This window comes from Azospirillum sp. VT-I1 (assembly GCF_055698305.1).
The window spans coordinates 2,746,366-2,771,997 of sequence record NZ_CP168800.1; the positions used below are offsets into that span (position 1 = coordinate 2,746,366).

19 protein-coding genes and 1 tRNA gene are annotated in these 25,632 nt (G+C 68.4%); 14 read left to right on the forward strand and 6 right to left on the reverse strand.

Features of this window, described 5'->3' with window-relative positions; translation table 11 throughout:
• Positions 1 to 85 precede the first annotated feature (85 nt).
• The gene (locus AB8P05_RS13255; protein WP_472758265.1) at positions 86 to 2,554 is read left to right on the forward strand and encodes a hypothetical protein; all 2,469 of its coding nucleotides are present in this window, start codon (positions 86 to 88) and stop codon (positions 2,552 to 2,554) included.
• 29 nt (positions 2,555 to 2,583) lie between these two features.
• Here AB8P05_RS13255 and mepK read toward each other — a convergent pair whose 3' ends face one another.
• Entirely contained in the window at positions 2,584 to 3,219 is a 636-nt protein-coding gene (mepK, locus tag AB8P05_RS13260; RefSeq protein WP_472758266.1) for a peptidoglycan L,D-endopeptidase MepK, read from the reverse strand.
• Between the two features lie 561 nt (positions 3,220 to 3,780).
• Between mepK and AB8P05_RS13265 the strand changes: the two genes are divergently transcribed.
• Entirely contained in the window at positions 3,781 to 5,097 is a 1,317-nt protein-coding gene (locus AB8P05_RS13265; protein WP_472758267.1) for a pentapeptide repeat-containing protein, read from the forward strand.
• 48 nt (positions 5,098 to 5,145) lie between these two features.
• Here the strand turns inward: AB8P05_RS13265 and AB8P05_RS13270 are convergent, their stop codons facing one another.
• The 3 genes from AB8P05_RS13270 to AB8P05_RS13280 form a co-directional block, all read right to left on the reverse strand.
• Positions 5,146 to 6,864 carry a sensor histidine kinase gene (locus tag AB8P05_RS13270; protein ID WP_472758268.1) on the reverse strand — a complete coding sequence of 573 codons (1,719 nt, stop codon included), beginning with the start codon at positions 6,862 to 6,864 and terminating at the stop codon, positions 5,146 to 5,148.
• Between the two features lie 88 nt (positions 6,865 to 6,952).
• The gene (locus AB8P05_RS13275; protein WP_472758269.1) at positions 6,953 to 7,549 is read right to left on the reverse strand and encodes a response regulator transcription factor; all 597 of its coding nucleotides are present in this window, start codon (positions 7,547 to 7,549) and stop codon (positions 6,953 to 6,955) included.
• Positions 7,546 to 9,597, reverse strand: coding sequence for a PAS domain S-box protein (locus AB8P05_RS13280; RefSeq protein ID WP_472758270.1), 2,052 nt, complete (start codon positions 9,595 to 9,597; stop codon positions 7,546 to 7,548). Before AB8P05_RS13280 ends, AB8P05_RS13275 begins: the two co-directional genes overlap by 4 nt.
• A 238-nt stretch (positions 9,598 to 9,835) precedes the next feature.
• Between AB8P05_RS13280 and AB8P05_RS13285 the strand changes: the two genes are divergently transcribed.
• The 12 genes from AB8P05_RS13285 to AB8P05_RS13340 all read left to right on the forward strand — a co-directional run bounded on the left by AB8P05_RS13285 (position 9,836) and on the right by AB8P05_RS13340 (position 22,951).
• Positions 9,836 to 10,858 (forward strand): TRAP transporter substrate-binding protein, encoded by a 1,023-nt coding sequence (locus AB8P05_RS13285; RefSeq protein ID WP_455171219.1) that lies wholly within the window; start codon positions 9,836 to 9,838, stop codon positions 10,856 to 10,858.
• Between the two features lie 211 nt (positions 10,859 to 11,069).
• Positions 11,070 to 11,639 carry a TRAP transporter small permease gene (locus tag AB8P05_RS13290; RefSeq protein ID WP_472758271.1) on the forward strand — a complete coding sequence of 190 codons (570 nt, stop codon included), beginning with the start codon at positions 11,070 to 11,072 and terminating at the stop codon, positions 11,637 to 11,639.
• Positions 11,636 to 12,934 (forward strand): TRAP transporter large permease, encoded by a 1,299-nt coding sequence (locus AB8P05_RS13295; RefSeq protein ID WP_455171221.1) that lies wholly within the window; start codon positions 11,636 to 11,638, stop codon positions 12,932 to 12,934. The genes AB8P05_RS13290 and AB8P05_RS13295 overlap by 4 nt, the downstream gene beginning before the upstream one ends.
• A 190-nt stretch (positions 12,935 to 13,124) precedes the next feature.
• A complete protein-coding gene (locus AB8P05_RS13300) occupies positions 13,125 to 15,176 on the forward strand; it encodes a molybdopterin oxidoreductase family protein (protein WP_472758272.1) in 2,052 nt (683 codons plus the stop codon).
• Positions 15,177 to 15,415: 239 nt separating this feature from the next.
• Positions 15,416 to 17,215 (forward strand): single-stranded-DNA-specific exonuclease RecJ, encoded by a 1,800-nt coding sequence (gene recJ / locus AB8P05_RS13305; RefSeq protein WP_472758273.1) that lies wholly within the window; start codon positions 15,416 to 15,418, stop codon positions 17,213 to 17,215.
• A 272-nt stretch (positions 17,216 to 17,487) separates the two neighbouring features.
• A tRNA-Glu gene (locus tag AB8P05_RS13310) sits at positions 17,488 to 17,563 on the forward strand.
• A gap of 98 nt (positions 17,564 to 17,661) precedes the next feature.
• Positions 17,662 to 17,952, forward strand: a complete 291-nt coding sequence (locus tag AB8P05_RS13315; protein WP_472758274.1) for a type II toxin-antitoxin system RelE/ParE family toxin — start codon at positions 17,662 to 17,664, stop codon at positions 17,950 to 17,952.
• 27 nt (positions 17,953 to 17,979) lie between these two features.
• The gene (locus AB8P05_RS13320) at positions 17,980 to 18,264 is read left to right on the forward strand and encodes an addiction module antidote protein (RefSeq protein WP_472758275.1); all 285 of its coding nucleotides are present in this window, start codon (positions 17,980 to 17,982) and stop codon (positions 18,262 to 18,264) included.
• A gap of 53 nt (positions 18,265 to 18,317) precedes the next feature.
• A complete protein-coding gene (dusA, locus tag AB8P05_RS13325) occupies positions 18,318 to 19,322 on the forward strand; it encodes a tRNA dihydrouridine(20/20a) synthase DusA (RefSeq protein ID WP_472758276.1) in 1,005 nt (334 codons plus the stop codon).
• A gap of 184 nt (positions 19,323 to 19,506) precedes the next feature.
• Complete coding sequence (gene thrC / locus AB8P05_RS13330) at positions 19,507 to 20,928, forward strand: threonine synthase (RefSeq protein ID WP_472758277.1); 1,422 nt, start codon at positions 19,507 to 19,509, stop codon at positions 20,926 to 20,928.
• Positions 20,925 to 22,184: a M16 family metallopeptidase gene (locus AB8P05_RS13335; protein WP_472758278.1), complete on the forward strand. Its 1,260-nt coding sequence runs from the start codon at positions 20,925 to 20,927 to the stop codon at positions 22,182 to 22,184. The genes thrC and AB8P05_RS13335 overlap by 4 nt, the downstream gene beginning before the upstream one ends.
• A gap of 176 nt (positions 22,185 to 22,360) precedes the next feature.
• Positions 22,361 to 22,951 carry a GNAT family N-acetyltransferase gene (locus AB8P05_RS13340; RefSeq protein ID WP_455171229.1) on the forward strand — a complete coding sequence of 197 codons (591 nt, stop codon included), beginning with the start codon at positions 22,361 to 22,363 and terminating at the stop codon, positions 22,949 to 22,951.
• Positions 22,952 to 22,966: 15 nt separating this feature from the next.
• Here the strand turns inward: AB8P05_RS13340 and AB8P05_RS13345 are convergent, their stop codons facing one another.
• Together AB8P05_RS13345 and AB8P05_RS13350 are read right to left on the reverse strand one after the other, a co-directional pair.
• A complete protein-coding gene (locus tag AB8P05_RS13345) occupies positions 22,967 to 24,361 on the reverse strand; it encodes a peptidoglycan -binding protein (protein WP_472758279.1) in 1,395 nt (464 codons plus the stop codon).
• A gap of 36 nt (positions 24,362 to 24,397) precedes the next feature.
• Positions 24,398 to 25,543, reverse strand: a complete 1,146-nt coding sequence (locus AB8P05_RS13350; RefSeq protein WP_472758280.1) for a flagellar motor protein MotA — start codon at positions 25,541 to 25,543, stop codon at positions 24,398 to 24,400.
• Positions 25,544 to 25,632 lie beyond the last annotated feature (89 nt).

The following is a 25,632-nucleotide window of genomic DNA, read 5'->3' on the forward strand; positions in this document are numbered from 1 at the left end:
ACACTATCGGAAGGAGAGTGTCTTTCCGACGTGATGCTCGCAAAGGCGTGCCGTCCGTCGCACTCGATGACGGGGAACGAAGCTGATGGCTGCCGAAACACAGACTCCAGACAAAACCATTTATCTCGGTCTCGCGATGTCCGGGGCGATCTCCGCCGGCGCCTATTCCGCCGGCGTGCTCGATTTCCTGGTGGAAGCGCTGGAGGAATGGGAGGCGGCGAAACAGCGGGACATCGCCAACGGCACGCGCACGGTGCCCCATCACAAGGTCGTCATCGCGACGATGACCGGCGCGTCGGCAGGCGCCATCACCAGCTCCATCGGTTCGCTCTGCGCAGGCATGGGAGCGCGGCCCTCGAAGGCCGGCCGGCCGAACGATCCCACCTACGCTGCGCGTGACGAGGCGGGATCGGTCGGCAAGGTCCCCTGGCACGTCCTGCCGGAACTCTACCAAGCCTGGGTGGACGGCCCGGCCTTCATGAAGAGCGATGCCGACAAGGCCGCGGCAAAGCAGGCGGAGAGCGGGACGCTGACGATCCCCGGGCTGCTGGACAATGCGGATTTGCCTGCCGGCACCAAGTTGGGCGATGTGTACTCGCTTCTCAACGCCCAGCCGCTGATGAACATCGGCCGCAAGGCACTGGCCGACCTGGAGGTGGCGGCGAGCGCGCCCGATCGTCTGCCGCCGCGTCCATACATCGCCGAGAATCTGCATGTGCTCCTGACCCAGACCAACACCCGCGGCATCCCCTACAAGATCGAGGTGCGCGGCGGCACGGGCGGGTCGGCCTACGGCATGATGAACCATCTCGACCATGCCCATTTCGTCCTGAAGGGCCTGGGAAGCGCGTCCTTCGTCAGCCCGTGGGCACAGTCGGACGCGGCCTACAGCTACACCGTCGACTCGAACGCTGGCGGTGCCGCGGCGCGGAACGAGGGTTCGCTGTGGTTCGAGAACAAGGACGGGGAGAAGCCGAAGGATTATACGCAGGCCAACAGCAAGCGGCTGATCAAGAACACGCTTGCATCCGGGGCCTTTCCGGCGGGGCTGTCGGCCATTGACCTGGTCACGCCGCTCAGCCACTACAACCAGCGGGCTTGGCCGCTGAACATACCGCCCGGCCGGTTCAAGGAGATCAGGCCGCAGTGGCCGTGGAGCAGCACCGGCGCCTCTGGCGGCGGGACGGTGCTTCAGCCGCCGGTGGACTACAGGTTCGCCGCGGTCGATGGCGGGGCCATCAACAACGATCCCTTCGATCTCGCGCGCTACGCGCTGATGGAAAACCCGCCCGAACGGTCGCCGAGCGATGTGGCTGAGGCTAATCGCATCGTCGTGATGATCAGCCCCTTCCCCGAAGCGCCGACTATCGACGGCCTCAACCCGGATGGAACCGCCAACACCCGGCTGACCAAGATCGTCTCGAAGATGATCGGCATGTTCGTCGAGCAGAGCCGCTTCCGCCCCGACGTGCTGATGCGCGCCCTGGACAATACCGGGGCCGATTTGTGGCGCATTTCCCCGTCGCGCTTCATCGGTACGCAGCCCCAGCCCGCCGCCATCGCCTGCGGCCTGTGGGGCGGCTTCGGCGGCTTCCTCGACATCGAATTCCGGCGCCATGATTACGAGTTGGGCCGCCGAAACTGTCAACGGTTCCTGCAATCCTGGTTCGGCCTACCTGACAACAATCCGCACATCGACGCGATGGGCGAGCCGATCAGCCGCGTGATGAAGACCGACGAGGCCGGCGAGGAGGTCCGTTACCCCATCATCCCGCTCTGCGGCACTGCGCGCATCGAGGTGACGCCTCGTGACTGGCCGACCGTCACGCCGGAGAGCTACCAGGGCTTCGTGGACGCGGCCATGGCGCGCTACGACCGGCTGGTCGATCTCGGATGGAAGCAGCTTCTGGAGTCCCTCAGCACGGCCGAAGCCGTCGTCACCCGGTACAATGTTCTCACCTGGGGCGTGTTCAAAAAGGCGCGATCGAGCACGCTGAAAGCCATCCGCAAATCCACATTTCCCGATCTGGTCCATCGCGATCAGACCCTGCAGGAAGACCTGCGCCGGGTTCTGGAATGCTGCATGGACGACAAGCCGTCGCCCTACATCCTGACTATGCGCCTGCTGAAGAGCTTCCCCGACTTGAAAAGCAGCAAGAAGATCATCTTCGACGTCATCCGCGGTACGGTCTCGCTGCCGACCGACGTCATCGCGGAAAACATCTGTCTTCTGCTGGCTCGGTCGATCGACAAGTGCCCGGTCGAGGTGGATCACGTCACCGCGCTGTTCGCCAAGGACGCCCCGGTCTATCGCTCGGCGGACAGCGTCCTGGACGAGCTGAAGCTGGCCTATGCCGATATCCCGCCGGACGCCAGGGCCGACGATGTGGCGAAACTCATGGAGAGGTTGCAGGGGTACGGCTACATCGCCATCGAACAGTGGACCGGAATCGGCACCGGCGATCCCAAGAAGGCGGGCTGGATCGGGTGGAGCAAGACCACTCCCGCCTACCGCTACGCCTACCGTGACGACGGCGACACGCTCGACATCTGATACCGCGACCGCAGTCCGGGGAGGCCCGCTCACCAGTGGCGGAGCGGGCCGACATCCACATGGACGAAGTTGCTGTCGGGGTAATAGCCGACGCCGCCGCCGCGCAGGCTCAGCGCCGCGCGCTGCAGCTGGCGGGTGGTCATCTTCGGCACCCGCAGGTCGATGGCCATGCCGCGCATGTGATAGCTGTTCTGGGCGACGCCGCTGTGGTCGGCCTCGCGCAGCAACGCGTTGGATTCCGGCGAACGGTAGGCGGAGACGATCTCGATCGGACCCTTGCGGCCGATCTTGCGGCTCAGGTTGTGGACCAGGTCCAGCAGCTTCGGGTCGATGGGATGGACCGAGTTGTTGCGGTGGTCGCGCAGCAGGTGGTTGATCGCCCGCACGGCGTCACGCACGTAGCGGCCCTTCGCCCAGTACTCGGCATTGATCTTCTCGCCGGTGTGCAGGTTCACCAGGGACAGCACCCGGGGCGGGGCGCGGAGTGCCGCGGCCTCGGCCTCCTCGCTGGCGAACAGGGTTCCCCCGGCAGAGGCGACCGCCGCCAGACCCAGGCCGGCGCGCAGAAGAGAGCGGCGATCGAGATGACGGCGTTCGGTGGCGTGGCTCTCGCCAGCGCTCGGGCGTGCGGTCGTGACCGACCGGGCGTCCGCATCCTTCATCATTCTTCCTTCATATCCCGTTTTTCCGCTCCGGGGCGCGGGCTCCGTCCATCGGATCCCGCCATCCCGGTTACGGCCAAAGCCATGCCCCGGCCAAGGTCAGGGCATGCTGCGGTGCGTTAGTCCGAAAGGTGGGACACTTTTAGGATGTCTGTGGCCTTTTCTGTCAAGAAACCATTGCTTAACCGATGGCGGTTTTCCGTCCGGGTCCAGGGTTTCCGCCGAACCGCGCGCGGCCGGGGCCGGATCGCGAGTCGGCGCTGTTCGCGACTCGTTCGCAGCCGGTTCGATTACAGAACGGTAACCGGCGCGACTCGGAAGCTTAGCGGCAAAACGGCCCGTCAGACGGGCCGAAGGAGCCTGGTCGTCCGTATGGCCAAGCTTCTGTTTTTCATAGCGGACCCGGACCGGCCGGTCCGCCGCCCGGCCGGACGCCATAGCGGCGCACCCTCCGAACCGCATCCTCCGAAAGAGTGAGCGCAAAAGGAGATTCATTCAGCCTTCGGTAAGGAATGAATCGCATGATTGTCGCGATGTAACCAATTTCACGGCGTCAACCTGCCCGTGCCCACCGCCACCGCCCCCACTGCTTCCACCGTGTCCTTCTTTCGGCCCGATCAACTGGCCGAGGTGCTGGACCGGCATGCCCGCTGGATCAAGGGCCAGCCGGGCGGTGCCCGCGCCAACCTCGCCATGGCCGACCTGGAAGGGGTGGACCTGTCGCAGCGCGACCTGCGCGGCGCCCGTCTGGTCGGGGCGCGGCTGGCGCGCGGGCGGCTGAACGGCACGAACCTCGCCGGTGCCGACCTGTTCGGCGTCGATCTGCGCGACGCCGACATCAGCCGCGCCAACCTGATGCAGACCGACCTGCGCGGCGCCCGCCTGCGCGCGGCCGACTTCTCGAACGCCAACCTGAAGGGGGCGGACCTGCGCGCCGGCACGCTGGAACCGGGCGGCACCGCGCGGCGTGGGACGGGGCCGGATGCCGCCGGCGGCCAGGAGGCCGAAAGCGCCCGCCAGCTCCACAAGGCGGCGCTGGCCCGCCTGCAGAACGGCACGACGGCGGAAGGCGGGATCCCCACCGACCTGACCGGCGCCGTCCTGTGCGGCGCCAACCTGTCCGATGCCGACCTGACCGGTGCGGTGCTGCAGAACGCCGATCTGTCGGGGGCGGTGCTGAACGGCGCCGACCTGACCGGCGCGCGGCTGAACGGCGCCAACCTGTCGGGGGCGTCGCTGGACGGCACCCGCTTCGACAAGGCCGACATGGTCGGCACCCGCATGGCCGACTGCGACCTGTCCTCCACCCGGATCGCCACGGCGCAGTTGACCCGGCCGATCGATAGCATGGGGTCGGAGATCCAGCGCGCCATCTTCGACCATGAACGCTGGATCGACAGCGTCGGCCAGCGCGGCCAGCGTGCCGACCTGGACGGCGCCGACCTCAGCCGCGCCGACCTGCGCAACGTCAATCTCAGCGCCGCCTCCCTGCGCGGGGCGAACCTGTCGGCGGCGGCGCTGACCGGCGCCCGGCTGATGATGACCGACCTGTCCGGCGCCAACCTGGAGGGCGCCAACCTGATGGGCGCCGACCTGTCCGGCGCCAACCTCAGCTATGCCGTGCTGACCAACGCCGACCTGACGCGGGTGCGGCTGGGTCCGGCGGCGATCAAGGATCCGTCGGGGCGCCCGACCGGCCGCTCCTGGGCCGCCAACCTGATGGGGGCCGACATGCGCGGCTGCCTGCTGGTCGGCACCTGTCTGGTCCAGGCGAACCTGTCCGACGCCAACCTCGACAGCGCCGACCTGGACGGCGCCGACCTTGCCGGCGCCAAGCTGCAGCGCGCCATGCTTCCGGGCCGCCCGCCCCGGCGGGGATAGCGGCCCCCGCAGGGGCACCCGTCCCACCTCCTCACGGCAGCAATTCCCTCACGGCAGCCGGATCGTCACCGTCGTTCCGACGCCGGGGGCGCTGTCCAGGCTCAGCGTGCCGCCATGCGCCTCAATGAAGCGGCGGGCCAGCGGCAGGCCCAACCCGGTCCCCGCCTCCGCCTTGGTCAGGTAATTGTGGACCTGCCGGAAGGGCTCCATCGCGATCAGCAGCTCGTCGGCCGTCATGCCGACGCCGGTGTCGGCGATGACGATGACCGCCCCCTTGCCGCCGGAACCGGCGGCGGCCTCCACCCGCACGCTGCCGCCGGCGGGGGTGAACTTGATGGCGTTCGACAGGACGTTCAGCACGGCCTGACGCATGCGGACCCCGTCCGCCGTGACCTGCAGCGTCCGGTCGATGCCGTCGCCGGTCAGAGCCACGCCCTTGCGCATGGCCAGCGCCTCCACCAGCCCCAGGCAGTCGTCCAGCAGTTCGCCCAGCGGCACGCAGGCCGGGAACAGCTCCAGCCGCCCGGCCTCGATCTTCGCCATGTCCAGCAGCTCGTTGACGAGGTCCAGCAGGTGCCGGCCGGACTGGTGGATCGCCGTCATGTACTCGACATGCTTGGGCGGGGCAGGGCCGAAGATGCCTGACATCAGCGCCTCGGCGAAGCCGATGATGGCGTTCAGCGGGGTGCGCAGCTCGTGGCTCATGTTGGCCAGGAACTCGCTCTTCGCCCGGTTGGCGGCCTCGGCATGCTCCTTCTCGGATTCCAGCCGGCGGCGCTGTTCGAGCAGGACGGCCTCGCGGGCGCGGCGCACCTCCTCCTCGGCGCTGCGGCGGCGGCGATAGGCGCGGGACACCAGCAGGGCCAGCGCCAGCGTCGCGGTGCAGGCGCCGGCGGCGCCGCCGATCACCGCCATGCGCAGGGCGTTCAGCCTTTGCTGCACGAGGGCCGAGGGCACGCCGAGCACCACCGACCATCCGGTCTCGGCGGAACGGTGGATGACCGCATGCACATCCACCCCATCCTTCGTCCTGCCGGTGAACATGCCGTTGCTGCCGGTCTGGATGCGCGCCGCCATGCTCTCGTGGACGCGCTGGCCCAGAAAGGTGGCGGCCTCGCGCGACCGGGCGGCGATCAGCATGGTCGGATCGATGACCGTAACCGTCCATTCCGGCGGGGTGTTGCGGGTCTGCAGAGCGCCGGCGAGCCCTTCCAGCCCGAGGGCAAGCGACAGGACGTAACGCACCCGGTCGCTTCCGCTGGCCGGATCGAACTGCAGGACCGGCGCCCGCAGGATCAGCGCCGGACGACCCGGCGGACCACCCGGCGGCAGGACGCCGCCGATCGCCGCGCGGCGGCTTTCGACCACATGGCGCGTCACCTCGTCCAGCCGCGGCGGCGGCAGCGGCTGGACGCCCAGCGGGTAATGGGTGTGGAAGGCGAAGCGCCCGATGTCGGCGTCGATCAGCCCCATCGCCAGCCAGCCTGCCTGGCTGTGGGCGGCGGCGGTCGTCTCGTCATACAGCGCGCGCAGGTCGTCGACGCTGGGCTGGACCAGGGCGGCCAGCAGCTCCAGCGGACGCAGCTGGCTCGCCAGCTCGCGGTCGACCGCCAGCGACAGCGACTGCGCCATCGACTGCAGCTCGACCTCCATGTTGCCGCGCTCGCGGTCGTCGAGCTGCCAGACCAGCACGGCGCCGAACAGCAGCAGGGGCGTGGTCACCGCCAGACCGATGGCGAGCAGGGAACCGGGCAACCGCAGGCGCAACCGTCGATGCTCCACCGCTAGGGCACCACCGGAGTGGCGGGGATTGGTTGGGAAGTTGGTCGGCCGGGCCGGCCGGGATCGGTCCCGCTCACGCGGCGCCGGTCAGCAGCCGGGTCAGCTCCACCGCCGTCTTGACCCGCATCTTCTCGAACACATGACTGCGGTGGACCTCCACCGTGCGCATGCTGATGCCCAGCTCGTCGGCGATGACCTTGTTCAGGCGGCCGGCGACGACCAGCTCCATCACCTGCCGCTCGCGCTGGGTCAGGGTGGCCAGCCGCGCCGCCAGCCCGGCCTGTCCCGCCTCGCGCTCGCGCTGTTCGGCGTCGAAGGCCAGGGCGTCGATCACCCGGTCGACCAGCTCGTTGTCGTTGAACGGCTTCTCCACGAAGTCGCGGGCCCCCTTCTTCAGGGCGCTGACGGCGATGGGGACGTCGCCGTGGCCGGTCAGGAAGATCACCGGCATCCGGCATCCCTTGGACAGCAGCCGGTCGAACAGCTCCAGCCCGCTCATCCCCTCCATGCGGATGTCCAGCAGAAGGCAGCCGGCCATCTCCGGCCTCCAGGCTTCCAGGAAGGCTTCGGCGGAAGGCCAGCCGGACACCGGAACGTTGCGCGACTGGAACAGCCAGCCGAGAGCGTCGCGGATCGCCTCGTCGTCGTCGACGATGTGGAGCGTGGTCATTCTGCGGCCTCTGCGCTTTGATCTGAAACTCGGTCCGACGGTTGGGCGTGCACCGGCAGCGTGAACAGGAAGCGGGTTCCGGCGGAACCGCCCTCCGGGCCGTCCTCCGCCGCCGCCGCCTCGAACCACAGCCGGCCGCGGTGGTGCTCGACGATGGAGCGGCAGATGTTCAGCCCCATCCCCATACCTTCGCGCTTGGTGGTGAAGAAAGGGGAAAACAGCCGCTCCGCCACTTCGGGCGCAATGCCGCATCCGCGGTCGCGGATCTCCGTCAGCAGCACACCGTCCCCGCCGCCGTCCATCCCCGCCTGACGGCGGACGGTGACGGTCAGGCGGCGGTCGTCACGCGGGGTGCGGGCCATCGCCTCGATCCCGTTGCGCATCAGGTTCAGCACGACCTGTTGCAGCAGGATGCGGTCGCCGGTGACCGGCGGCAGGTCGGCCGGAGCGTCCAGCTCCACCCGCACGCCCAGCCGGGCGGCATCGGCGCCGGTCAGCCCGACGCAATCCTCCAGCACGCGGGCAAGCGAGCAGGGGGCGACGTTCGGGTCGCGCTTGCGCACGAAATCGTGGATGCGCCGCACCACCTGCCCGGCGCGCTTGGACTGCGCGGCCAGCTTCTCCAGCGCCGCCGCCACCTCCTCGGTGTCGAAGCGGCCGGAGCGCAGGCGGTTCAGGCAGCCGGTGCAATAGCTGGCGATGGCCGACAGCGGCTGGTTCAGCTCATGCGCCAGGGTGGAGGCCATCTCGCCCATCGTGATCAGGCGGGAGGTCTGCTGCAGCCGCTCCTGCTGCTGGCGGGCCAGTTCCTCGGCATGCTTGCGTTCGGTGATGTCGAGGACGGAGCCCATCCAGCCGGTCTGGCGCCCGTTGGCGTCAATCAGCGGCGCCTCGTAGATCAGCGCGTCGAACCGTTCGCCGTTGGCGCGGCGGAACCGCATCTCCAGCCCGGTTTCCGGCGCGCGGCCGGCCAGCACGTCCTGCAGGGCGGCCTCCGCCCGGTCAAGCTCCTCCGGCAGCCAATAGGGCATCGGCGGGCCGCATCCGACCAGCTCCTCCGCCTTCAGCCCGACCATCCGGCAGAAGGCCGGGTTCACATAGGTGATGCGCCCTTCCAGGTCGCGGGCGCGCATGCCCACGGTCAGGCTGTCCTCCATCGCCTTGCGGAAGGCATGCTCCTCGCGCAGCGCCTCTTCGGCGCGCAGGCGGCCGGCGATGTGGCGGCGCAGCGACCACAGGCTCCATAGCGCCGATCCGGTCAGCGCGAAGATCGCCGCCACCAGGACGGTGCGGGTGACGTTGGAGTCGCTGGGATAGGCGGTGGCGACCAGCGCCAGACCATGGCCGGGCGGGTCGAAGGGGATGACGTGGCTCCGCGCCGGGTCGGGCGCCGGTCCCGTCATGGAGCCCGGCACCACCATGCGCGACTTCGCCCCCAGCACCGCCCCCGTGACGTCGATCACCTCCAGCTGGTAGCGCTGGGCGAACCACCAGGGGACATGGTGGGTCAGCATCGCCTCGAACGAGAAGACGCCGACCAGCGCGCCGACGAACACACCGTCGCGGAACAGCGGGAAGGCGACGTCGAAGCCGCGGTCGGCGGCGTCGATCCGATAGGGCGGGCCATAGGCCCTGAGGCCGGAGGACCGGGCGATGCGCATGGCGTCGTTGCGGGTCAGGCTGTCGTCGGGCGGGCCGTCGGCGCCCGGTGTTCCGTCCTGCGGCAGCGGCGGCTCCGCCAGCATGGTGCGGCCCTTCGCATCCAGCCACAGCACCCGTTCGATCGCCGGGTTTGTGTTCACCACCAGCCGCGCCATTGCGGCGAACTGCCGCAGGTCCACCTCCGTGCGACCCAGCGTCTCCGCCAGTCTCTCCAGCTTGTCCTCGTCGGAGGCCAGCTGGAAATGCAGGTTCTGCTCCACCCACAGCGCGTCCTTGATCAGGGCCAGCGCCTCCTCGTCCCGCTCGTTGCGCTGCAGCAGCCACAGGAAGGCGCCCAGCAGGACGATGACCAGCGCCATCGCCACCAGGGGCATGGCATGCGGCACCGCCCGTCCCGGGCGGGGGAGGGCAGGGCGGCTGAACCGGGTGGGCGTTCGGGCTGCGGCATGAGGATCGACACGAAAGTGTGGAGGCGGACGACGATGGGACCGGGCGAAAGTGGGATAGGCCGACTCTGCGGATATCCACAATAGCCGCAATTCGCCGGATCATGAACAATGCGCAACAAGTTCAGGACGGAACATTCCGTCAAACTGATAATCGACACCAGAGGGGAACGCACCCATGAAACTCGTGAAGCTCCTGTGCGCGGCTGCAGTCGGCTGCATGATGTCGGCGCCGATGGCTCTGTCCACCGCCTGGGCCCAGGACCAGATCGTCATCAAGTTCAGCCACGTCGTCGCCCCGGAGACGCCGAAGGGCAAGGGTGCCGAGAAGTTCAAGGAACTTGCCGAGAAGGCGACCAACGGCAAGGTCAAGGTCGAGGTTTATCCGAACAGCCAGCTCTACAAGGACAAGGAAGAGCTTGAGGCCCTGCAGCTGGGCGCCGTGCAGATGCTGGCCCCGTCGCTGGCGAAGTTCGGCCCGCTGGGCGCCAAGGAATTCGAGGTCTTCGACCTGCCCTACATCTTCCCGAACAAGGACGTCCTGCGCCGCGTGACCGAGGGTCCGATCGGCAAGCAGCTGTTCCAGAAGCTGGAATCGAAGGGCATCGTCGGCCTGGCCTATTGGGACAACGGCTTCAAGATCATGAGCGCCAACAAGCCGGTCATCAAGCCGGAGGACGTGAAGGGCCTGAAGATGCGCATCCAGTCGTCCAAGGTGCTGGACGCCCAGATGCGCGCGCTGGGCGCCCTGCCGCAGGTGATGGCCTTCTCGGAAGTGTACCAGGCGCTGCAGACCGGCGTCGTCGACGGCACGGAGAACCCGCCGTCCAACATGTACACCCAGAAGATGCACGAGGTGCAGAAGAACGCCACGCTGACCGACCACGGCTATCTCGGCTATGCGGTCATCGTGAACAAGAAGTTCTGGGAGGGCCTGCCGGCCGATGTCCGCACCGGGCTTGAGGGTGCGATGAAGGAGGCGACCGCCTACGCCAACGACATCGCCCAGAATGAGAACGACGTTTCGCTGGCCCAGATGAAGGCCTCGGGCAAGACCGCCTTCCACACCCAGACCAAGGAAGAGCGCGAAGCCTGGGTCAAGGCCCTGAAGCCGGTCCACAAGGACGCCGAGTCCCGCGTCGGCAAGGACCTGATCGAAGCGATCTACAAGGAAGCCGCCGCCGCCGGCTTCAAGATGTAAGGGCTGCTTGCCTGTGCATTCCCTCTCCCACCCCGGGAGAGGGAAGGGGCCCATGCAACAGCATGGGAAGGGTGAGGGGTGATCCAAGGATCAGGATCCATGTGCGGAGCCCCCCTCACCCTCCCGCCTCCGGCAGGTCCCTCCCTCTCCCGGAACGGGGAGGGCAACAATCGCCTGACACCATCTCCGCCGACCGGGAGATCCCCCCGACATGCTTATGAAAATACTCGACCGTCTTGAGGAGGCGCTGATCGCCTCGCTCATGGCGGGGGCGACGCTCGTCATTTTTGCGGCCGTCGTCCACCGCTACCTTTCCGGCCTTCCCGTCATCCAGGACTATGTCCTGCACTGGAACCTCGCCTGGGCGCAGGAGCTGTGCATCTACATGTTCGTGTGGATGGCCAAGTTCGGCGCCGCCTATGGCGTGCGCACCGGCATCCATGTGGGCGTCGACGTCATCATCAACCGGATGGAGCCGCACCTGCGCAGCAAGTTCGTGCTGTTCGGGCTGGGCGCAGGCGCCCTCTTCACCTTCATCGTCGGATCGCTGGGCGCCCGCTTCGTCTACCACATCTCCGAAACCGAGCAGGTGTCGGCCGATCTGGAATGGCCGATGTGGATCATCTATCTGGCGGTGCCGCTCGGCTCTTATCTGATGTGCTTCCGCTTCCTGCAGGTCGCTTGGGCTTTCATCCGCAGCGGTGAACTGCCCCATCACGACCACGCCCATGTCGACGGCATCGACCCGGTCGAGGCCGCCAAGGAAGGAGGCCCGGCATGAACGCCGCCATCATCTTCGGGCTCCTGCTGGCCCTCATGCTCACCGGCATGCCGATCTCCATCGCGCTCGGCCTGACGGTTCTGTCCTTCCTGTTCTTCATGACCACCGTGCCGATCGACGCCGTGGCCCTGAAGCTGTTCACCGGCATTGAGAAGTTCGAGATCATGGCGATCCCGTTCTTCATCCTGGCCGGCAACTTCCTGACCCATGGCGGCGTGGCCCGGCGCATGATCAACTTCGCCACGGCGATGGTCGGGCATTGGCACGGCGGCCTGGGTCTGGCCGGCGTCATGGCCTGCGCCCTGTTCGCCGCGGTGTCGGGCTCCAGCCCGGCGACGGTCGTCGCCATCGGCTCCATCATCCTGCCGGCCATGGTGGCGCAGGGTTTCCCGAAGAATTTCGGCGCCGGCGTCGTCACCACCTCGGGCGCGCTCGGCATTCTGATCCCGCCGTCGATCGTGATGGTGATGTACTGCGTCGCCACCACCGGCCATCCGCAGGCCCCCTCGATCGGCCAGATGTTCATCGCCGGCGTGGTGCCCGGCATCCTGCTGGCCTGCTTCCTCGGCTTCACCACCTGGTACCGCGCCCGCAAGTTCGGCTATCCGCGCCTGCCCAAGGCCAGCCTGTCGCAGCGCCTGCATGCCCTGCGCGAGAGCTTCTGGGGCCTGCTGCTGATCGTCGTGGTGATGGGCGGCATCTACAGCGGCATCTTCACCCCGACGGAGGCGGCGGCGATGGCCGCGGTGTATGCCTTCGTCGTCGCTGTCTTCATCTACAAGGACATGCCGCTCAGCCGCGTGCCGAAGGTGCTTCTGGACAGCGCCAGCATGTCGGCGATGCTGCTCTACATCATCACCAACGCGGTGCTCTTCTCCTTCCTGATGACGTCGGAGCAGATCCCGCAGAACATGGCGGCCTGGATCCTCGACCAGAATATGGGCGTGTGGGTCTTCCTGCTGGTGGTGAACATCATCCTGCTGATGGCCGGCAACTTCATGGAGCCGTCGTCCATCGTCCTGATCATGGCGCCGATCCTGTTCCCGGTCGCCATGAAGCTGGGCATCGACCCGGTGCATTTCGGCATCCTGATCATCGTGAACATGGAAGTCGGCATGTGCCATCCGCCGGTGGGCCTGAACCTTTACGTCGCGTCGGGCATCACCAAGATGGGTATCACCGAACTGACGGTGGCGGTGTGGCCGTGGCTGCTGACGATGCTGATCTTCCTCGGCCTCGTCACCTATGTGCCGGCGATCACCCTGTGGTTCCCGCGACTGCTGGGCTTCATGTAAAGGCACAAGCATAGCGGGGGTATTGTCCCCGATCGGCGGCGGGGCCGCGAAGTCCGAACCGGGACTTCGCGGCCCCTTCGCTTTTGCGGTCCACGATTATTGTACCCATACATTGTTGCGCATTGAAGCGGGCGCGCGGCGGGGCCTAAACTTGCAACCTTCCCGCCGCCAGCCATACCAGAGGTTAGCCTTGTCGGCCCAGTTCCTGCCCACCGCCTGTCCGCACGACTGCCCCAGCACCTGCGCGCTGGAGGTGGAACGCCTCGCCCCCGACCGCATCGGCAAGGTGCGTGGCGCGGCGGAGAACAGCTACACCGCCGGCGTCATCTGCGCGAAGGTCAGCCGCTATGCCGAGCGGGTGCATTCGCCGGACCGGCTGAAGACCCCGCTTCTGCGCACCGGTCCCAAGGGTTCCGGCCAGTGGAAGGAGATCGGTTGGGACGAGGCGCTGGACCGCATCGCGGACTCCTTCCTGACCGCCGAGCGCACGTACGGCCCGGAAGCCGTCTGGCCCTATTTCTACGCCGGCACCATGGGTCTGGTGCAGCGCGGCGGCATCCAGCGCCTGCGCCATGCCAAGGGCTATTCGCGCCAGACCAGCACCGTGTGCGACACGCCGGCCAACATGGGCTGGCTCGCCGGCTATGGTGACATCCGCGGCGCCGACCCGCGCGAGATGGCGGAGAGCGACCTGATCGTCAACTGGGGCGGCAACCCGGTGGCGACCCAGGTCAATGTGATGACCCATGTCAGCCGCGCCCGCAAAGGCCGCGGGGCGAAGCTGGTCACCATCGACCCCTACCGCACCGGCACGGCCGAGGTCTCCGACCTGCACCTGATGCTGCGGCCGGGCACCGACGGGGCGCTGGCCTGCGCGGTGATGCATGTGCTGTTCCGCGACGGTCACGCCGACCGCGCCTATCTGTCCCGCTTCGCCGCCGGCACCGACCGGCTGGAGGCGCATCTCGCCACCCGCACGCCCGAGTGGGCGGCCGCCATCACCGGCCTGACCGTCGCGGAGATCGAGGAGTTCGCCCGCCTCTACGGCACCACCAAGCGCAGCTACCTGCGCATCGGCTACGGCCTGTCGCGCGCCCACAACGGTGCCGCCCAGGTCCATGCCGTCTCCTGCCTGCCGGTGGTCACCGGTGCCTGGCAGCACAAGGGCGGCGGCGCGCTCTACTGCTCGTCCGGCATCTACAAGCTGGACAAGACCCTGTCGGAGGGGCTGGACCGTCTCGATACCTCGGTGCGCAGCTTCGACCAGTCGCGCATCGGCGCGGTGCTGACCGGCGACCCGCGCGACCTGACCAGCGGCCCGCCGGTGACGGCGATGCTGATCCAGAACACCAACCCGGTGACGATCTGCCCGGATCTGTCCCGTGTCCGCCAAGGCTTCCTGCGCGAGGATCTGTTCGTCGCGGTGCATGAGCAGTTCATGACCGACACGGCGAAGCTGGCCGATCTGGTGATCCCCGCCACCACCTTCCTGGAGCATGACGACATCTACCGCGGCGGCGGCCAGATGCACATCCTGATCGGCCGCAAGGTGATCGAGCCGCAGTTCGAGGCGCGCGAGAACCACTGGGTCATCAGCGAACTCGCCCGCCGCGTCGGTGCCGAGCATCAGGGATTCGGCATGACCGCGCTGGAGATCATCGACGCCATGCTGAAGGCGTCCAACCTGGGCGACGCGGCGACGCTGACCGAGCAGCGCTGGATCGACGCCCAGCCCGATTTCGAGACCTCCCATTTCCTCAACGGCTTCGCCCATCCCGGCGACAGGTTCCGCTTCGCCCCCGACTGGGCCGCACTCGGTCCCTATGGCGGCATGCCGGAACTGCCCGACCACATGCCCCCCGGCCGCGACGCCGATGCGCAGCATCCCTTCCGCCTCGTCACCGCCCCGGCCCGCCAGTTCCTGAACACCTCCTTTACCGAGACGCTGACCGCCCAGCGCCGCGAAGGCCGCCCCACCGCGCTGATCCACCCGGACGACGCGGCCGGGCTGGGCTTGGCCGACGGCGATGCGGTGCGGCTGGGCAACCCGCAGGGGAGCGTGGTGGTCCATGCCAAGTCCTTCGCCGGCGTTCCGCGCGGCGTGGTGATCGTCGAAGGCATCTGGCCCAACAGCGCCTTCGTCGAGGGCATGGGCATCAACAGCCTGACCTCGCCGGAACCGGTCCCGCCGGCGGGCGGGGCGGCGTTCCACGATACGGCGGTGTGGATGCGGGCGGCGTAAGTTCGGCCGCGGGTGCCCCCTCCCTAACCCTCCCCGCCTTCGGCGGGAGAGGGGACTGCCGCCGTACTCCCGCAAAGCTTCTGCCCCCTCCACCGCGAAGCGGGGAGGGATGGGGAGGGGGCATTCGAAGCCGACACCCTCCCACCCCCACATCCCACCCCTGCTCACACCCACCCGTGCGCCGCGCGCCCATCTCTGCTATGGCTGTGCCCCCATCCCAGAGACCGCGCAGCACCGCCATGACGATCGAGCCTACCGCCTTCCTCAACGTCGCCAACTCCCTGTCCGGCAAGCGCTGGCAGGCGCGGCCCTGCGACGAGCGGCAGGCGCAGGCGCTCACCCAGGGGCGCGGTCTGCCGGAGATCGTCGGCCGCGTTCTCGCCGCCCGCGGCGTCACCGACGACACCTGCGACACCTTCCTCAACCCGACCCTGAAGGCGCTGCTGCCCGACCCGTCGCGTTTCCGCGACATGGACCCGGCGGCCGAACGCATCGCCCGCGCCATCCGCGACGGCGAACCGGTGGCGGTCTTCGGCGACTACGACGTCGACGGCGCCACCTCCGCCGCCCTGCTGCGCCGCTTTTTCCGTTCGCTCGGCGCCGACATCCGCGTCTATGTCCCCGACCGCATCAAGGAGGGCTACGGCCCCAACGCCGCGGCACTGCTGCGGCTGAAGGGGGAGGGGGTGCGGCTGGTGGTGACCGTCGATTGCGGCATCTCCGCCTTCGCCGCGCTGGAGGCCGCCGCCGACGCCGGGCTGGAGGTCGTCGTGCTCGACCACCACGCCGCCGAGCCGCGCCTGCCGCCCGCCGTCGCCCTGGTCAACCCCAACCGGCTGGATGAGGACGGCGCCTACCGCACGCTGTGCGCCGCCGGCGTCACCTTCATCACCATCGTCGCCGTCAACCGCGCCCTGCGGACAGCCGGCTTCTACCGGGATCGGGCGGAGCCCAACCTGATGGAATGGCTCGACCTCGTGGCGCTGGGCACGGTGTGCGACGTGGTGCCCTTGACCGGCCTCAACCGCGCGCTGGTGGCGCAGGGACTGAAGGTGATGGCGCGCCGCGCCAACCCCGGCCTCGCCGCCCTGTCCGACGTGGCGGGGGTGAAGGAGAAGCCCGACGCCTACCATGCCGGCTATGTCCTCGGCCCCCGCGTGAATGCCGGCGGCCGGGTCGGCGCCTCCGACCTCGGCGCACGCCTGCTGTCCACCGACGATCCGGTCGAGGCGATGGAACTGGCCCAGCGCCTGGAAGCCCACAATGCCGAACGCCGCACCGTCGAACAGGCCGTCCTCGACGAGGCGCTTGAGCGCGTCGCCGCCGAGGGCGGGCGCGAGACCGATCTGGTCTTCGTCACCGGCGCCGGCTGGCATCCCGGTGTCATCGGCATCGTCGCCGCCCGCCTGAAGGAGCGCTACAGTCGCCCCGCCTGCGTGGTGGCCCTGGAGGAAACCGCCGACGGCACCGTGATCGGCAAGGCGTCCGGCCGCTCCGTCCGCGGCGTGGATCTCGGCTCCGCGGTGATCGCCGCCCGGCAGGAGGGGCTGCTGCTGGCCGGCGGCGGCCACCGCATGGCGGCTGGCTTCACCGTCGCCAGCGACAAGATCGACGCCTTGCGTGACTTCCTGCACAGCCGCATCTCCGAACAGGTGGCATCCGCCCCCCTGGTGCCGACCCTGGAACTGGACGGCGCCCTGTCGGTCGGCGGTGCCAGCGTCGGTCTGGTGACGATGCTGGACAAGCTCGGCCCCTACGGCACCGGCAATTCGGAGCCGCGCTTCGCCATCGCCGACGCCCGCGTCGTGCGCGCCGACGTGGTTGGCGCCAACCATGTCCGCTGCATCCTGCAGGGCAACGATGGCGCCCGGCTGAAGGCCATCGCCTTCCGCGCGCTCGACAGCGACATGGGCCAAGCCCTGCTGACCGGCCGCGGCACCCCCTTCCACCTCGCCGGGGTGCTGCGCATCGACCGCTGGAACGGATCCGAGGGCGTGCAATTGCTGATCGACGACGCGGCGCCTGCGCGGTCGGCGTAGGGGCTGCGAGGGGTTGGCGGGGCAGAGGTGCGAGTGGTCGTTGCGGGTGCCCCCTCCCTAACCCTCCCCGCTGCCGCGGGAGAGGGGACTGCCGCCGCTTCGGCAAATAAGTCACGCTGACGAGCGTCCTACCCCCTCTCCCGCGTAGCGGGGAGGGATGGGGAGGGGGCACCCGGCTTCCAACCCCCGCCCACAAAAAAGCATCGTCCCACACAAAAAAGCGCTTGCGCTCACCGCCGCCGATCTTTAGAAAGCGCGTCACCGCGAACGACGTCCCCGTCGTCTAGAGGCCTAGGACACCGCCCTTTCACGGCGGCGACACGGGTTCGACTCCCGTCGGGGACGCCACCTTCTCGGTTCGATAACTTAAGCCCCGCCTTGTGCGGGGCTTAGTCGTTTTTGGACCGGCGGCTTGACAAGCTGTCTCCTGCGGAAGACATTCTCTGATGATCGAGGTCCGCCAGACCGACCGCTTCGCCGCTTGGATGGAAAGCTTGCGGGATGATCGGGCTCGTATGCGGATCGAAGTGCGCATCCGCCGACTTCAGCTTGGCAATCCCGGTGACACGAAGCCGGTGGGCGAGGGCGTCAGCGAACTGCGCATCGATTACGGCCCCGGTTACCGCGTCTATTTCATCCAGCGCGGCAACACGCTGATCGTGCTGCTGGCTGGTGGAGACAAGCGGTCCCAGGACCGCGATATCGCCGCCGCCATCGCGCTGGCACGGGACCTTTAGGTGCGCATCCTGGTGAAGGAGGGGAGCATGGCCCGGACAGAGACCCGTCCCTGGGACATCGTCGACAGTCTGGACAGCGACGAGCGCATCGCCGCCTATCTGGACGCGGCGCTGGAGGACGGCGATCCGCAGTTGATCGTTGCGGCACTCGGCGACATCGCCCGCGCCAAGGGGATGACGGAGGTTGCCCGCAACGCCGGACTCGGCCGCCAAAGCCTCTACAAGGCCCTGTCGCCGGAAGGCAACCCGGAATTCGCAACCGTCTTGAAGGTCATCAAATCTCTGGGGCTTCGCCTGACCGTCAGCCCATAGCAACTTCCGCCCCTACCGCTCTCCCGTTCTCCTGCACCGGCCCCGTACCCGTCATGACCACTCCTCCCGCCATCCCCCTCAGCGTCGCCCCGATGATGGACTGGACCGACCGGCATTGCCGGTACTTCCACCGTTTGCTGTCGCGCTCGACCCTGCTCTATACCGAGATGGTGACGACCGGCGCCGTGCTGCATGGCGACCGCGAGCGGCTGCTGGGCTTCGACGCGGCGGAACATCCGGTGGCGCTGCAGCTCGGCGGGTCGGACCCGGCGGATCTCGCCGCCTGCGCCCGCATCGCGCAGGAGTGGGGCTATGACGAGGTGAACCTCAATGTCGGCTGCCCCAGCGACCGCGTGCAGTCCGGCCGTTTCGGCGCCTGCCTGATGGCGGAGCCCGATCTGGTCGCGCGGCTGGTCGGCGCCATGCGCGACGCGGTGTCGATTCCCGTCACCGTCAAGTCGCGCATCGCCATCGACGAGATGGAGGAGTGGCCGACGCTGGACCATTTCATCCGCACCGTCTCCGCCGCCGGCTGCACCCACTTCATCGTCCATGCCCGCAAGGCGTGGCTGAAGGGCCTCAGCCCCAAGGAGAACCGCGACATCCCGCCGCTGCGCTACGACCTCGTCCACCGGCTGAAGGCGGAGTATCCGCATCTGACCATCGCCATCAACGGCGGCATCAAGACTCTGGACGAGGCCGAGGAGCATCTGGGCAAGCTCGACAGCGTCATGATCGGCCGCGCCGCCTACGAGACGCCTTATCTGCTGGCCGACGCCGACCGCCGCCTGATGGGCGGGGAGCCCGGTCCCGACCGCCATGCGGTGATCGAGGCGATGCTGCCCTACATAGAGGCGCGCATGGCGCGCGGCACGCCCTTGTCCGCCATCACCCGCCACATGCTGGGCCTGTTCCAGGGCCTGCCCGGCGCCCGTGCCTACCGCCGCCACATCGCCGAGAACGCCCACCGCCCCGGCGCGGGGCCGGAGGTGCTGGAGCGCGCCGCCTCCCTGGTGCGCCGGCGCGGGGTCGACGAACTGGCGGAGGAGGCCGCGTGAGAGGCGCCGGCCCGGATGGAACAGTGAACACCCCCGGAAAACCGTTTCACGGTGTTTCAAGCGTTCCATCCGAAGCCGCCGAGCGCCCCCAACCGGACGGAATATGCGCCGTGCGTCCCGCACCGCTTGCGTGCGGGCGGGCACCTCGCTAACTATGCCCACTTCATCGGACGGAGTGTAAGCGGTGCGGTACGTCAGCACGCGGGGCGCGGCCCCGGTCCTGGGTTTTGAAGACGTCCTCCTGGCCGGGCTGGCGCGTGACGGCGGCCTCTATGTGCCGGAAACCTGGCCGCAGTTCACGGCCGACGACATCCGCGCCCTGCGCGGTCTGCCCTACAGCGAGATCGCCGTCCGCGTGATGCTGCCCTTCCTGGGCGGTTCGATCTCCGAGGACGAGTTCCGCGCCATCGTCCGCGATGCCTATGTCAGCTTCGACCATGCCGCGGTGACCCCGCTGGTGCAGGTCGACCCGACCACCTGGGTGCTGGAGCTGTTCCACGGGCCCACCCTGGCCTTCAAGGATGTGGCGCTGCAGTTGCTCGGCCGCCTGTTCGACCATGTGCTGGCCAAGCGCGGGCAGCGGGTGACCATCGTCGGCGCCACCTCCGGCGACACCGGTTCGGCCGCCATCGAGGCCTGCCGCGACCGCCAGAACGTCGACATCTTCATCCTGCATCCCAAGGGCCGCACGTCCGAGGTGCAGCGCCGGCAGATGACCAGCGTGCTGTCGTCCAACGTCCACAACATCGCGCTGGACGGCACCTTCGACGATTGCCAGGACCTCGTGAAGGCGATGTTCAACGACGGCGCCTTCCGCGACCGGATGGGGCTGTCGGCGGTGAACTCGATCAACTGGGCCCGCATCATGGCCCAGATCGTCTATTACTTCACCGCAGCGGTGGCTTTGGGTGCTCCGGATCGCAAGGTCGCCTTCACGGTGCCGACCGGCAATTTCGGCAACGTCTATGCCGCCTACGGCGCCCGCGCCATGGGGCTGCCGGTGGAGACGCTGGTCGTCGGCTCCAACAGCAACGACATCCTGGCGCGCTTTTTCGCCAGTGGGAGCATGGTCGCGGCGCCGGTCGTGCCTACCTTGTCTCCCAGCATGGACATCCAGATCTCCTCCAACTTCGAGCGGCTGCTGTTCGACCTGCTCGACCGCGACGGTACTGCGGTGACGGAAGCGCTGAACCGCTTCCGCGCCGAGGGCAAATTCGCGGTGACCGACGCCCAGCTCGCCCGCGCGCTGGCCATCTTCTCCGGCCACCGGGTGGACGAGGCCGCCACCATGGCGACCATCGCCGACACCTGGAAGGGCAGCCTCTATCTGCTCGATCCGCACACGGCGGTCGGCATCGGGGCGGCCAAGGCCGCGGTTGCGGCCGGCCGGGTCGATCCGTCCGTTCCCATGGTGGTTCTTGCCACCGCCCATCCCGCCAAGTTCCCCGACGCGGTGGAAAAGGCGACCGGCCGCCGGCCGGACCTGCCGCCGCGCCTGTCCGATCTTTATGTGCGCGAGGAGCGCCTGTCCGAACTGCCGAACGATCTGGCGGCGGTCCAGGACTTCGTCACCGCGCGCGCCCGCGCCGCCCAGGAGGCCGCATGAGTTCCATTCGTGTGACGACGTTGCCCAACGGGCTTCGCGTCGCGACCGACACCATGCCCGACGTGCAGTCCGTGTCTCTCGGCTGCTGGGTCGGGGTTGGCACCCGCAACGAGGCGGCGAGCGTCAACGGCGTCGCCCACCTCGTCGAGCATATGCTGTTCAAGGGCACCCGGCGCCGCTCGGCCTTCCGCATCTCCGAGGAGATCGAGAATGTCGGCGGGCAGCTGAACGCCTACACCACCCGCGAGCAGACCGCCTATTACGCCAAGGTCCTGCACGAGGATGCGCCGCTGGCGCTCGACATCCTGTCCGACATGATCCAGCACTCCACGCTGGACGCGGAGGAACTGGTGCGCGAGCGCACGGTGGTGCTGCAGGAGATCGGCCAGAGCGCCGACACGCCCGACGACATCATCTTCGACCATTTCCAGGCCACCGCCTATCCGGGGCAGGCCATCGGCCGCCCGGTGCTGGGCTCCGCCGACATCGTCGGGGCGTTGCCGCGCGAGGCGCTGGTCGATTACATCGCCGGCCATTACGGCGCGCCGGGCATGGTGCTGAGCGCCGCCGGCCGGATCGAGCATGACCGCATGGTCGATCTCGCGATGAAGGCCTTCGGCGATCTGCCGAGCGGCGCTCCGCCCAAGCCGGAAACCGCCCGCTACACCGGCGGCGATTTCCGTGAGGACCGCGACCTGGAGCAGATGCACCTCGTGCTCGGCTTCGACGGGGTGGGGGTCCACGATCCCGACTTCTACGCCCATTCGGTGCTCTCCACCCTGCTCGGCGGCGGCATGTCCTCCCGCCTGTTCCAGGAGGTGCGGGAGAAGCGCGGGCTGGTCTATTCCATCTACACCTTCACCGGCGGCTATCATGACGGCGGGCTGTTCGGCGTCTATGCCGGCACCGGCGAGGATGAGGTGGCGGAACTGGTCCCCGTCGTTTGCGACGAGATCGCCAAGGTCGGTGCCGACGTCACCGAGGACGAGGTCGCCCGTGCCCGTGCGCAGCTGAAGGCCGGGACGCTGATGGCGCTCGAAAGCACCATGTCGCGTTGCGAGCAGCTGGGTCAGCAGATCCTGATCTACGACCGCCCGATCCCGGTGGAGGAGATCGTGGCGAAGATCGACGGCGTCGACCGCGATGCCGTGGTCAAGGCCGCCACCCGCCTGCGCGCCAGCCGTCCGACCGTCGCGGCCCTCGGCCCGATCGCCAAGCTGGAAAGCTACGACCGCATCGCGGAGCGTCTCGCCTGACGATGAAGACGGTGGCTGCGCCCTCTCTCCCCCTGCGCTTTTCTCCCTCTCCCCCCGGGGAGAGGGTCGGGGTGAGGGGGATACATTGCGTGGATCGTTCGGCGGGCGGATCCCCCTCACCCTAACCCTCTCCCCGGGGGGAGAGGGGAAAGAAAGGTGGGGGAGGGACTACCGCGATGATCCGCCTCCTCGGCAGCGGCCTCATCAGCCCGCCCGCGCTCCGCCTCGACGGGCCGCACTGCTACATCCGGCCGCCGCTGCCGCGGGACTGGCGCGAATGGGCCGACCTTCGTGCCGCCTCGCGCACGTTTCTCACCCCGTGGGAACCGACATGGCCGGCCGACGCCCTGACGCGGGCGGCCTTCTCCCGCCGGCTGCGGCGGCAGGCCCAGGAATGGCGCGACGATCTCGGCTACAGCTTCCTGATCTTCGACCGGGGGACCGATGCGCTGGTCGGCGGGCTCGGCCTGACCAACATCCGGCGGGGCGTCGCGCAGATGGGGACGCTCGGCTATTGGGCCGGCCAGCCCTATGCCCGCAACGGCTATGTCTCCGGCGGCACCCGGCTGGTTCTGGATTTCGCCTTCGGCCAGCTCGGCCTGCACCGGGTCGAGGCCGCCTGCCTGCCGACCAACCTGCCGAGCCGCGGCCTGCTGGAAAAGGTCGGCTTCACCCACGAAGGCTATGCCCGCGGCTACCTGCGCATCGACGGCGCATGGCGCGACCATGTCCTCTACGCCATCCTGCGCGAGGAATGGAAGGGCTGACCCCGTCGCCGGCCCTTACCGCTGGTCCAGCTTGATCTCGATGCGGCGGTTCTTCGCCAGCGCCTCGTCCGAGGTGCCGGGGTCGATGGGCTGGAACTCGCCGAAGGCGGCGGCGGCAAGCCGTTCCGCCGGGATGCCCTGGTCGATCAGGAACTTCACCACCGACAGCGCGCGCGCCGACGACAGTTCCCAATTGGAGGCGAACTGGAAGCGCACCGGCTTGATGTCGGTGTGGCCGTCCACCCGCAGCACCCAGTTGATGTCGGAGGGAATCGCCTTGCCGATCTCGATCAGGGTGCGGGCAAGGTCGGCCAACCGCTGCTTGCCGGCCTCCTCCAGCGTCGCCGAGCCCGACGGGAACAGCAGCTCCGACTGGAAGACGAAGCGGTCACCGACGATCCGCACGTCCGGCCGGCTGCCCAGCGCCTCGCGGACCCGGCCGAAGAACTCCGACCGGTAGCGGGCGAGGTCCTGGACCTTGGCGGCGAGCGCCTGGTTGAGCCGGGCGCCCAGCTCCGCGATCTGCACCTTCTGCTCGGCCGACGCCTTCTCCGACGCCTCCAGCGCCGCGCCGATGCGGGCGAGCTGCTCGCGGAGCGCCAGAAGCTGCTGGTTCAGCAGGTCGATCTGCTGCTTGCTCCGGGTGCCCTCCGCCTGCTCGCCGGTCAGCGAGGCCAGCAGGTCGCGGATGCGGACGTCACGCTGCTCCAAATCCTTCTGGGCCTGGGTCCGGCTGTCGGCCAATTGCGACTCCAGCCCCTTCAGCCGGATGTCGCGCTGGTCGATCTCCTTCTGCGCCAGCATCGTCTTCTCGGTGGCGGAGGCCAGTTCCGTCTCCAGCGCCTTCGCCCGGTCGCGGGTGGTGCCGAGTTCCGCCAGCAGGGCCTGACGCTGCTGTTCGGTCAGTTTGGTGGCGGCCACGGCTGCGGCCAGTTCGCCTTCCAGCTTCTGCCGGGCGTCGCGCAAGGCCTTGATGTCGGCCTGCAGGCTGAGGATTTCCTTCAGCTTGAGGTCCAGCGTCTCGCGGTCGACGCGGACGTTGCGCTGCAGTTCCTCCAGCGTGCGGGCGGTGCGGTCGCGGTCCTCCTGCAGCTGGCTCAGCGACAGCGTCATGTCATCGCGCGTGGCGACGGAGGTCTGCAGTTCGGTCGACAGCTGGGTGATGTTGACGCGCAGATCGGCGTTCGCCTCCCGCTCCATTGCCAGCAGGTCGTTCATCTCCGCGATCTTGCGGTTGAGGACCGTCAGCTGCTCATCGCGGCCGGTCAGCGTGGTGGCGAGGTAGAACTGGGCGACGACGAAGACCATCAGCAGGAAGATGACGACCATCACCAGCGACGACAGGGCGTCGACCCAGCCGGGCCAGGCGCTGGCGTCGCGGTGGCCGTTGCGGCGGCTGATGCTGGCCATGGGTGCTCCCGGCGTTGGCCTCTGGTGGTCTGGGTATCAGCGCTGCTGCTGGTCGGCTTCTTCGGCCAACGCCGCGATGGTGCGGGCCAGCAGCTTGATCTCGCTGCGGATCTCCTGCACCGCCTGGATGCGGCCGTTGGAGGATTCCTCGACGATGCGGGCGAGGTAGATGTCCATGTTGCGCAGATGCTGGCGCGAGGCGTCGTCGAAGCCGCCGCCTGCGGTCTCCGCCAGCCGGTCGAGCAGGCTCTTCACCTCAAGCTGGTTCTCCCCCAGCCGCAGGAGGAGCTGCTGTTCGGCCCGCATATGGTCGGTGAGGCTCGACAGCCGCTCCGTCAGCGCCATCAGATTGGCATTGGCGGCGCGCCGGCCTTCCTCAGCGGTGGCGACGGTGCGCTGGAGAGAGTCGAGGTTCTCCGCCGTCTGCTCCAGCAGGGCGGTCAGGTAGGCGGAGGCGGCGTGATCGCCCGACTCGAGCCCGCCGGCCGCACCGCTCGACAGCCGGGTGGCGCTGGACAGCCAGTCCTCCAGGTCCTGGAAGAAACGATTATGCGCTTGGCTGGCCTGGAGTTCGAGGAAGCCCAGCACCAGCGACCCGGCAAGGCCGAACAGCGAAGAGGAGAAGGCCGTTCCCATGCCGACCAGCGGCGCTTCCAGCCCCTGCTGCAGGCGGGAGAACATGGTACCGACGTCGCCACCCTGCACCGACAGGCTGCCGATGACGCCGCCCACCGACTGCACGGTGTGCAGTAGGCCCCAGAAGGTGCCGAGCAGGCCGAGGAAGATCAGCAGGCCGATCAGGTAGCGCGACAGCTCCCGCGATTCGTCCAGCCGCGAGGCGATGCCGTCCAGCAGCGAGCGCATCGACAGGGCCGACAGGGTCAGCCGGCCGCGCCGTTCGCCCAGCATGCGGGCCATCGGGGCCAGCAGCACCGGCTCCTGCAGCGAGGCGGGGGCGACGCCGCTCTGATACTGCTCCAGCCACGCCACTTCGGGGCGCAGCATCAGGACCTGTCGGAAGATGAAGGCGATGCCGGCCAGCAAGGTCGCCAGGATGACGCCGTTCAGCGGCGCATTGTTCAGGAAGGCGGCGCGCAAGGCCGGGAACAGCAGTCCGCACACGGCACCGACCACCACCAGGAACAGGATCATCCGGGTCAGGAACCGCTCCGGGCGTGTCATGAGGGAGGATACCTCCAGCGGTCGGGTCGTCGGGGTTGTGGCGGTCATGATGCTCCGAAGGGGTGTTCCGATCAGACCTTGCCCAGGGA